Source organism: Methylorubrum podarium (assembly GCF_022179745.1).
GTDB classification, from domain to species: domain Bacteria; phylum Pseudomonadota; class Alphaproteobacteria; order Rhizobiales; family Beijerinckiaceae; genus Methylobacterium; species Methylobacterium podarium.
The window spans coordinates 1-9,238 of record NZ_BPRD01000021.1 but is presented as its reverse complement, the minus strand read 5'-3'; the positions used below and the strand labels follow the sequence as shown (position 1 = coordinate 9,238).

The window sequence follows — 9,238 nt, the reverse complement described above, 5'->3', positions numbered from 1 at the left end:
CGCCGAGCGGAGGGCGGCCACGGCCCCGAGCGCCATCTCGTCGTTCGCGCTGACGACGGCGTCGAACGTCCGGCCCTCCTTCAGCCAGCCCGCGACGACACCCCTGGCCTCGTCGCGCAGCCCGTCGGCGCCGGCCTCCACCGCCACGGTCAATTCGGGATAGGCGGCGAGAACCTCCTGCATTCCCGTGCGGCGCTCGCGGGCGGCGGCGTCGGTTTCGGGGCCGCGCAGGATGGCCACCGTTCCCTTGCCGCCGAGCCTGTCGGCCAGGATGCGCGTCTCAAGGCGGCCCGCGACGAGATCGTTGGAGGAGACGATCGACACCTTGTCGCCGACGCGGTCGAGGGCGGGCCGCCGGCTCAGGAAGACGAGCGGCATCCCGGCCTCGGCGGCGAGGGCCGCGATCTTCCGCGCCGTCGCCGGATCGCCGACGTTGACGATCACGGCATTCGCCTTCGCGGCGATGGCGGCCTCGACGTTGCGCAGATGCTGCGCCGGATCCGGGCCGATCTCCTTGACGGTCAGCACGTGGGTCGGATCCTTCTTCGCGGCCTCCAGCACGGCGGCCTTCACGGCCGCCTGGAACGGCTGCCCGGCGACGCTGTCGAGCGAGGCGAAGATCCGGGTCTCCGCGGCGGCAGGCGCGGCGGCGAGGGCGAGGACGAGTGCGGCGGTGGCGACGCGCATGGTGTGGGTTTCCGTCGGATGGGGTCGGGAGCCGTCAGGCGGCGCGGACGGTTTCGAGGAAGCGGGCGATCTCGGCAGCGAGATGCGCGGATTGGCGCGAGAGCTCGGAGGCCGAGGCCAGGACGTGGCGCGCCGCCGCGCCCGTCGTCTCCGCGGCGCCCGCCACGCCGACGATGTTCTTCGTCACCTCGCCCGTCCCGACGGCCGCCCGCCCGACGTTGGACACGATCTCCTGCGTCGCCGTGCCCTGCTCCTCGACGGCGGCGGCGATCGAGGACGCCACGGTGCTGATCGTGCGGATGCGATCGCCGATGCCGCCGATCGCCGCGGCCGCCTGACCCGTCGCGCCCTGCACCTGCCCGATCTGCCGCGCGATCTCCTCGGTCGCCTTGGCCGTCTGGTCGGCCAGCGCCTTGACCTCCGCGGCCACGACCGCGAAGCCGCGGCCCGCCTCGCCGGCGCGGGCGGCCTCGATCGTGGCGTTGAGCGCGAGCAGGTTCGTCTGCGCGGCGATGCCCGAGATCAGCGTGACCACTTCGCCGATCCTGGCGACGGTCGTGGTCAGTTCGTGCACCAGGGCGGCGGTCCCGTCCGCCTCGGTGACGGCGCGCCGCGCCAGATCTGCCGAGCCGGCGACCTGGCGCCCGATCTCCAGCACCGAGGCGCCGAGTTCCTCGGCCGCGGCGGCGACGGTGCCGACGTTCGAGGCGGCCTCCTCGGCGGCGGCGGCCACATTCGTGGACTGGCTCGCCGTCTGGGTCGCGGTGGCGGTCATGGCCTGCGCCGTCGCCTGCAGTTCGGTCGCCGAGGACGAGACCGTGTCGAGGACGCTGCCGACCGTGGCCTCGAAGGCATGGGCCATCCGGTGCATGGCGGCCCGGCGCTGCTCCTCGGCCGAGGCGCGGGCCAGGGCGGTTTCCGCCTCCAGGGCCTTGGTGTGGATCAGGTTGTCCTTGAACACCTGCACCGCGCCGGCCATCGCGCCGAGTTCGTCCTTCCGCTGCGTGCCGGGGACGGCGCTGTCGAGCTGTCCGTCGGCGAGGCGCGCCATCACCGTCGTCATGCGCCGGACCGGCTTGGAGATGTTCGCCATCAGGTAGCCCCCCACGAACAGGCAGAAGCCGGTGAGGGTGGCGAGCGCGATCAGGATCCAGAGCCTGGCCGAGGCCCGGATCTCGTCGGCGCGCCGCATCGCGGCGGCGACTTCGCCGCCGCGGAAGGTCTGCACCGCCGAGACGGCATAGGAGAACTTGGCCGCGTCCTTGCTCAGATCCTTCTGCAGGACGGCGGTGGCGAGGGACACGGATCCCGCCTTGTCGAGGACGGCGACCTCCTCCTGCACGGCCAGGAAGTGCTGCCAGGCCACCCGCAGCAGGCTGGCGAGTTCGGCCTCGCGCCCTTCCCCGGCAAGCGATGCGTACTGGCTCCAGGCCCGCGAGAACGACACCCGTGCGCTCGACGCCTCGACCTCGTAGCGGCGGCGATCCGTGTCGGTGGAGAAGTGCTGGAGGGCGGTCACCCCGCGCAACTTCTGGCTCAGCGTGGCAAGCTCGCCCAGGACGGTGTTCGCCTCGACATGCCGGGCCATGGTCTCGCTGATCTCAGCGACCTGCGCGATCTTGCTCACGGCGAAGATGCCGGTGAGGATCGACAGCATCATGAGAAGGGCGATCGAAAGGGCGATCTTGGCGCTGATCGACCTGAGATTCTTCAGCATCTGGATTCTCGGCACCGTCCTTTTGTCTGAGTAATCACCTTTATTTATTGAAAGTCTCTTAATCGGAATAGATCGGGATCAGGCCGAGATTATTCATTATGAAACGTCTGTTAAATCTAGTAAATTAGCGTATTTTTCCATATTATACGTCATGACGAAAGTATCCGATCAGTCCCGACGGGCCGGTGTCCGAGCGGGTGGAGCGTCGTCGCGTCTCCGGTCCGCCGCTTCAGAGGCGCGAACGCCGTATTGTGAAACCCGCCGTCGCTCGCTCCGGGCGGCCGGCGGCCTTTCGGGCGCTCCGCGTCCCCGCGCCTCGACCCGATCGGACGGCCCCGCGGTGACGGCCGGAGGGCGGCGCGCGCCGACCCGCGTCGCGGGCGTCAGCCGGAGGTTCGCGGAGTCGCCGAACCCGGCAGCTTGCCGGCGGGCGCCTTCCCGCCTCGCCCCGTCTCGAACGGCACCTTCGCGTCGAGGTCGACGGCCGGCCCCAGGATCTGCGGCTTCTGGTGATAGCCGAGCCGTTCCAGCCGCTCGGTCGCGAGTTCGACGAGGCGCCGGAACGTGATGTTCTTCTCCTTGCGCAGGATGGACGTGAGGCAAAAGGTGAAGGCGCCGTAGCTGGTCGCGCCGTGACGGTACTCGTAGGAAAACTGCTCCTCGCCGCAGGCTTCGATGATGACGGGGAGGAACGGCCCCGTCGGTGCTCCGCGCGCCTTCTTGGCGTGGTCGTAACTCTTCTGGTCGCTGACGCGGAGCAGGGCGGAGCGTCCCAGGCGGACCGTGGCGAGATTGGAGCCGAAGAAGGCCTGCTTTTGCGATGCGCGGCGTGAGAACTCGTCGTTCAAGGGGGTGAAGTCGCGCTCGACCCACATCTCCTCTTCCCGGTTCCAACGGAGCTGGCGGTGGCGGATGTCGTCCGGGGGCGTGATCCCGCGGGCGCGGGCGGCGCCGTCGCGATGCATGCTGCCGGAATGGCAGCAGTCGAAGATCATCAGGAGCTGGGTCTCGTAGGGAAGCTGAGCGTAGAAGCCGTTGATCTGCTCGTCGGAGACGCTGTGCGCCGGCGTCCAGTCGAAATCGTACGGCACGAGCGTCTCGGTGAGGCGGTCCGGTTCCTCGTGCAGGCCGTATTCCGGCACGCGCGCGCCGTGTCCGGAATAGAAGAAGACCAGCTGGTCGCTGGGTTGCGCGCCGTCCACCAGCCATTCGAGCCGAGACAGGATGCCGTCGGCGGTGGCGCGGTCGTTGAGGCAGACGCGAATCTGATCCGGCTCGAACCCGCAATCCTGCAGCGTCGCGCTCATCGAGAAGACGTCGTTGACGCAGCCCGACAGCCGGTTGGCGGCGTCGGGATACTCATCGATCCCGATCAGGAGCGCCTTGCGCCGCGGCGATCCGGCCGCGGCGGGCAGCGACCGGTTCCACGGACCGGCGTTGCTCGGCGCGGCGAGGCCGATCGCCTTGAAGCGACCGGTGGCGACGTCGACGAGGGGTCTCCAGAAGGAGGTCTGGGTCACGACATGGGTGAGGTAGGCGGCCGCGTCATGGTCCCCGGCGCCGGGGAGATCGAACGGCGTCAGGAGCTGGTTGAAATTGTCGACGCCTTGAACCCGCAGCGGCGCGGTGAAGACGTCGTCGTGTTCATTGTAGAGATGGTGCCAATGCCTGACGGCAAGCGGTTGGACCCGGCCGTAGGTGAGGTTGCCGAGAACGAAGGGGTTGCCGATCTGCGATCCGAACGTGACGTAATGCGTGTTGAGGAGGGCCTTGGCCACTTCGCTTTCCGCTGCCTCCGCGTGCGAGAAGGCATTGTACGTCACGAGAGAACCCAGGCTGTGGGCCAGGACGACGTCCGGCTTGAACTCGCGCAGGGTCTCGAGCACGAGCGTCCGCGTGTCCTGCTGGAATTGCTCGTCCTCCACCCAGGCGACGACATAGCCGGCCGTCCAGCGGAGCCGGTCCGAGACGTTGGTGATCGGCCCGCGCGGTTGGCGGAACAAGCCGCCGAGGCCGCTGCGTGCCAGCTTCCAGAAGGCACCGAGCGTATCCGCGAAACTGATATCGGTGCGTTCGAAAATCGGATCGTAGGTGAGAAACTTGAAGTTGAGTTCTGTGTCCGTGTCCGGTCCCACGGCCTGCTTGATCGCACGGGACCAATCGGCATCCCAGCCGCTCTGACGCTGATCGCCGAGGCCATGGACGCAAAGGATCCGCAATGAATTCGGCATGATCTCGCTCCAATATTTTCAGGATGATGATCTGAACTTTCTGATGCGCCGATCGCTGGATACAGTCAGGCTGATGCGGAGCTCGCTCCGGATCAACCCCTCCGACATGCGAATTGTGATGAGCGCGCCTGCCCGCCTGTGGCAGCGGGTTCGCCGAAAGGATGCGTGCCGAAACAACTAAGGGGTGTCGGCCCGATGCGGCCTATCGGACGCGGCGCGAAGGGCATGCGAACAATCCGGTTCCGGCCTCTCGCCGTCCGGACGTCGCCCTTCCGCCCTCGGCCGCCCGGACGGCCCGCGGGCCGTCCCTTCGCGGTCCGAACCCTCAGAACGAGGCGCGCACGCCCCCGAACACGCTGCGCCCGTTGCCCGGAAAGAACGCCACCGGCCCGCCCGCCACCGTCGCGGCGTTGGTGACCACCGCGATGTCGGAGATGAAGCGCGCGTCCGTGAGGTTGCGGGCATCCACGAACAGCGAGACGCCGTTGGCGAAGTCGATGCCGGTCTGGAGGCCGAGGAGGGCGTAGCCGGGCACCTTGAGGGTGTTGGCGTGGTCGGCGAAGGCGCCCTGCGGAACCCAGTCGAGGGCCGGGGCGAGGTAGAATCCGCTCGGATGGCGGTAGCCCAGCACCGTGCGCAGCACGTCGACCGGCACGCCGGCAATGCGGTTGTTGCCGAAGACCGGGTCTCCGACGAAGCGGAAATCGTTGTGCGTCCAGATCTGGGTCAGGCTGAGCCGGTCGCCGGGTCCGGTCAGATCCTCGGCGAGGTCGAGGGTCACGGCGGCCTCGACGCCCTGGTGGCGGGTGCGCGGGGCGTTGAAGGTCGCCGCCGGGATGCTCAGGCCGGGATTGGGCGTGAAGTTGATCAAGGCGTCGCGCACCTCCGCCCGGTAGAGCGTCACGTCCCAGGCGAGGCGGTCGATCCGGCCGCGGGAGCCCGCCTCGTAGGTCCAGGCGCGCTGGGCCGCGAGCGGGACGAAGGTGGTGCCGAGCGTGTTGGTCTGCGCGAGGTCAGAGAAATCGGGCACGTCGCGCGAGCGGGTGATGTCGGCGAACACCTGGATCTCCGGCAGCGGCTGCCACAGGAGCCCGAGCTTGGGGTTGATGCCCTCGTAGGTGACGGCGGCGAAGCGCGCGGCGGGGTTCGTCGGCAGGCCGCCCTTGTCGCTGTAGGTGCGGTTCGCGGAGAACAGCTTGGCGCCCGTCATCAGCGCCATCTCGGGCAGGAACCAGAACCGGTTCTCGGCATAGGCCTCGTAGTTCGAGGCGCTCTGGCGGGCGTTGAGGGTCTGGGCACCGCGCAGGCCGGCCACGTTCACGAATTGCCGGGCCTCGTTGATGCCGGCGAACGCCCGCAGGCCGAGGATCAGGTCGTTGCGGTAGCCGCCGAGATCGAACGTGCCGGCCCAGCGCGGCGCCACGCCGTAGGTCCAGCCGTCCTGGTCGATCACCTGGAAGATCGGGTGATAGAGGTTCTTGTGGATCGCCCAGGAATCGATGTCGAGGCGCCCGACCTCCAGTTCGAACGAGGTGCGGTTGGCGATCCGCTCCGTCGTGACCTTTCGCGACTGGTTGCCGGTGATCGCGCTCGGATTGGCGAGGCGCGGGTTGTTGAGGGCGTTGAACAGCGAGAGCGAGCCGGGCAGCTTCTGGTCGGTGTCGTAGTAGCCGAGGAAGAAGCGCGTCTCGACGCCCGGCGCGAGCCGGTAGCCGACATTGGCGTTGAGGTTGCGCGTGCGCTGGGTCGCGTGGTCGCGAAACCCGTCGGAATCGGTCGCCGTGCCCGAGATCAGGAGATCGGCCGGGCCTGAGATCCGCGAGATCTGGAAATGCTCGCGGATCGTGCCGAAGCTGCCGCCGTCGATCCGGACGGTGTTCGGCGCCAGCGCCGTGTAGGCGGTGGGCGTGACGAAGTTCACCGCGCCGCCGAGCGTCGTCGCGCCGAAGGTCAGCGCGTTGCCGCCCTTGTAGACCTCGACCGAGCGCAGGGAGAGCGGGTCGATCTGGTAGAAGTCGCCGCTGCCGTCGGCGAGGTTGAGCGGGATGCCGTCCTGCAGCAGCTCGATGCCGCGGACGTGGAAGCCGCGGGCGATGCCGGAGCCGCGGATCGAGAGGCGCATCTCCTGGCCGTAGCGCTCCTGCACGAACACGCCGGGCACGTCTTTGAGCACGTCGCGCACGGTGTTGGCGTAGCGGTCTTGGAAGGTCGCGGCATCGACGAAGGCGACCGAGCCGACGGTGGCGTTCACCGCCGCCCGCTGCGCGGCGACGCTCGGGACGGTGAGCGAGCCGGCCGTCTCGCCCGGCGCGGCGGGGCGGCCGGTGCCGGAGACGCTGATCTCGGACAGCGTGGCGGAGGAGGTGGCCGCGTCCTCCGTCGGGGCTTGAGCGAAGGCCGGGGCGGCGAGGAGGAGCCCGGCGGCGAGCAGGGGCGATGACAGGGCGGCACGCGGCACGGCCCGTTGACGGCAAGGCATGAGGAAGCGTCCGTGGTCTGAAGGATCGGGGAGGGCGATCGATCAGACGGCGGGCGGGGCGCGCGGGCTCGGGCGCGTGCCGGGCGGCGCGCGGGGGAGGGCGACGATCTCGGGCCGCCACGCGACCGGGGCGATCCGCTCCGGCGGCCAGGCGACGAGGGCGTGGCCGGGCTCCGGCACGTCGAGGCTCGGCAGGACGTGGGCGGCCTGGCAGCAGGGCAGGTGCGCCGGGTGCGGCTTCGCCGGCGCGTCGGGGTCCGACGCATCGGGCGCGCAGAGGACGTGAACGAGGCCGCCGTCGGGGCCGGCGGTTCCGGCGAGCGCGGCCGCGCCGAGGACGACCTGCAGGGCGAGCGCGTAGAGCGCGGCCACGGCGATGACCGCGCGGCACACGGACCATCCCGGCAAGCGCCCTCGCATGGCCGCCAGCTATGGCCAAGCTCGCACGGGCGTCAATGGACTCGCGGTCCCGGCCGCCCGGTTTTTCGTCTCGGCCCCAGGACGGGCGCCCTGCCGTCGGCGGCTCCGAGCCCTCAGGTGTTGCGGCCGTCGGCAGCCAGCTTGCGCAACTGCTTCAGGGCGAGCGCGTGCCCGGCCTCGAGGTCGAGGGGGCCGGCGAAGCCGCCGTCGCGGTCCATCATGTAGACCATCAGCGTGTGCTCCAGGGTGTAGTCGCCGCCGGGCAGCGGCACCCGCTTCACGAAGGCGCGGTAGTCGCGCGCCACCCGCTCGATCTCCTGCGGCGTGCCGGTCAAGCCGGTGATCCGGTCGGTGAACGAGGCCATGTACTCCCGCATCACCTCTTGCGTGTCCCGCTCGGGATCGAGGGTGATGTAGTAGGCCTGGATCGCGCCGCCCTGCGCGCCGAATTCATCGAGCAGGGTGCCGAGGTCGGCCAGCGTCGTCGGGCAGACGTTCGGGCACTGGGTGAAGCCGAAGAAGACGAGGAAGGGCTTGCCCTTCAGCGCCCGCGAATCGACGGTGCCGCCCTTCGAGGAGTCGAGCCGGAACGGGCCGCCGACCACCGACAGGGCGGAGGGCCTGTCCCCCCGCGGCAGGAAGGCGACCGTCGCCGCCACGATGCCGGCGAGGGCGAGCGCGAAGGCGATCAGGATCAGCGTGCTTCCCCGCTTCGAGGCGGGGGCGGCGGCCCGGTCCGGTCGCGGCTCAGTGGCCATGGTCGTGTCCCGAATGGTCCTGCCCCGAATGGTCTTGCCCCGAATGGCCGGGCTTGCCGCCCGCCCCTTCCGGGGCCTTGGCGGCGAGGCTCTCGACGGCGAACTCCACCGGGACGCTGCCGGCCCGCTCGAAGCGCAGCGTCCCCTTCACCCGCTCGCCCTTCCTCAGCGGGGCCTTCAGGTCGAGGAACATCAGGTGGTGGCCGCTCGGGGCGAGCGACACCGTCTGGCCGGGCGGGATCGCCAGGCCGTCGGCGAGGGGCGCCATCTTCATCACGCCGCCCTCCATCGACATCGTGTGCAGTTCCCCGCGCCCGGCCGCCTCGATCGTGCCGCCGGTGAGCCGGTCGGGCTCCGTGCCGGTATTGGTGACCGTGAGGTAGCCGCCCGCGACCTTGGCTCCGCCGGGCGTCGCCCGCGACCAGGGATGGCCGATCTTGAGCGGGCCCGCCTGGTAGTCGTGGGCCCGGGCCGGGCTCGTCGCAGCCAAACCGAGGGCGAGGAGGAGGGCGGCCGGGACAGCGTGAAGGCGCATGATCGTGTCTCCGTTCGGAGAGGAAAGGGAGCGCGCGGATCTCGGGCTTCGAGCCCCGCGCGGCGGGGTCGGCGGCCGCTGCCGCCGCTCAGTGATGGTGCGGGTGGCCGCCCGCGTCGGGCGCGGCACCGGGTCCTTGCGCGCCGATCGGCGCCACGGTGAAGGTCACCGGCACCGTCCCGGCCCGCTCGAAGGTCAGCGTGCCCGAGATGCTCTCGCCCGCCCTCAGCCCGTCCTTCAGGTCGAGGAACATCAGGTGGTAGCCGCCGGGCTTGAGCGCGACGCTTCCTCCCGGCGACAGGGCGAGGCCGCCCTCGACGGGCGCCATCTTCATCACCCCGCCCTCGGTCGTCATCGAGTGGATCTCCGCCCGGCCCGCCTGCGGGATCGCGGCGCCGGTGAGCCGGTCGG

At 70.1% G+C, this 9,238-nt stretch carries 8 protein-coding genes; all 8 read right to left on the bottom strand.

Going from position 1 to position 9,238, the window contains the following annotated elements:
• The coding region (locus tag MFF42_RS01110) for a substrate-binding domain-containing protein (RefSeq protein ID WP_238253658.1) at positions 1 to 687 on the bottom strand (687 nt) is incomplete at its 3' end.
• A 34-nt stretch (positions 688 to 721) separates the two neighbouring features.
• Positions 722 to 2,404, bottom strand: a complete 1,683-nt coding sequence (locus MFF42_RS01105; RefSeq protein ID WP_238253657.1) for a methyl-accepting chemotaxis protein — start codon at positions 2,402 to 2,404, stop codon at positions 722 to 724.
• Between the two features lie 383 nt (positions 2,405 to 2,787).
• Complete coding sequence (locus MFF42_RS01100) at positions 2,788 to 4,539, bottom strand: caspase family protein (RefSeq protein WP_238253656.1); 1,752 nt, start codon at positions 4,537 to 4,539, stop codon at positions 2,788 to 2,790.
• Positions 4,540 to 4,960: 421 nt separating this feature from the next.
• Positions 4,961 to 7,114, bottom strand: a complete 2,154-nt coding sequence (locus MFF42_RS01095; protein ID WP_238253655.1) for a TonB-dependent receptor family protein — start codon at positions 7,112 to 7,114, stop codon at positions 4,961 to 4,963.
• A 42-nt stretch (positions 7,115 to 7,156) separates the two neighbouring features.
• Positions 7,157 to 7,507 carry a hypothetical protein gene (locus MFF42_RS01090; RefSeq protein ID WP_238253654.1) on the bottom strand — a complete coding sequence of 117 codons (351 nt, stop codon included), beginning with the start codon at positions 7,505 to 7,507 and terminating at the stop codon, positions 7,157 to 7,159.
• A 140-nt stretch (positions 7,508 to 7,647) separates the two neighbouring features.
• Positions 7,648 to 8,292, bottom strand: a complete 645-nt coding sequence (locus MFF42_RS01085; protein WP_238253653.1) for an SCO family protein — start codon at positions 8,290 to 8,292, stop codon at positions 7,648 to 7,650.
• Entirely contained in the window at positions 8,282 to 8,827 is a 546-nt protein-coding gene (locus MFF42_RS01080) for a copper chaperone PCu(A)C (RefSeq protein WP_238253652.1), read from the bottom strand. Before MFF42_RS01080 ends, MFF42_RS01085 begins: the two co-directional genes overlap by 11 nt.
• Before the next feature lie 88 nt (positions 8,828 to 8,915).
• A partial coding sequence (locus MFF42_RS01075; protein ID WP_238253651.1) for a copper chaperone PCu(A)C occupies positions 8,916 to 9,238 on the bottom strand: 323 nt, incomplete at its 5' end.

Coding starts and splice junctions, on each gene's coding strand:
- MFF42_RS01080 (WP_238253652.1), bottom strand. CDS start 8,827: ATGCGCCTTCACGCTGTCCCGGCCGCCCTCCTCCTCGCCCTCGGTTTG.
- MFF42_RS01085 (WP_238253653.1), bottom strand. CDS start 8,292: ATGGCCACTGAGCCGCGACCGGACCGGGCCGCCGCCCCCGCCTCGAAG.
- MFF42_RS01095 (WP_238253655.1), bottom strand. CDS start 7,114: ATGCCTTGCCGTCAACGGGCCGTGCCGCGTGCCGCCCTGTCATCGCCC.
- MFF42_RS01105 (WP_238253657.1), bottom strand. CDS start 2,404: ATGCTGAAGAATCTCAGGTCGATCAGCGCCAAGATCGCCCTTTCGATC.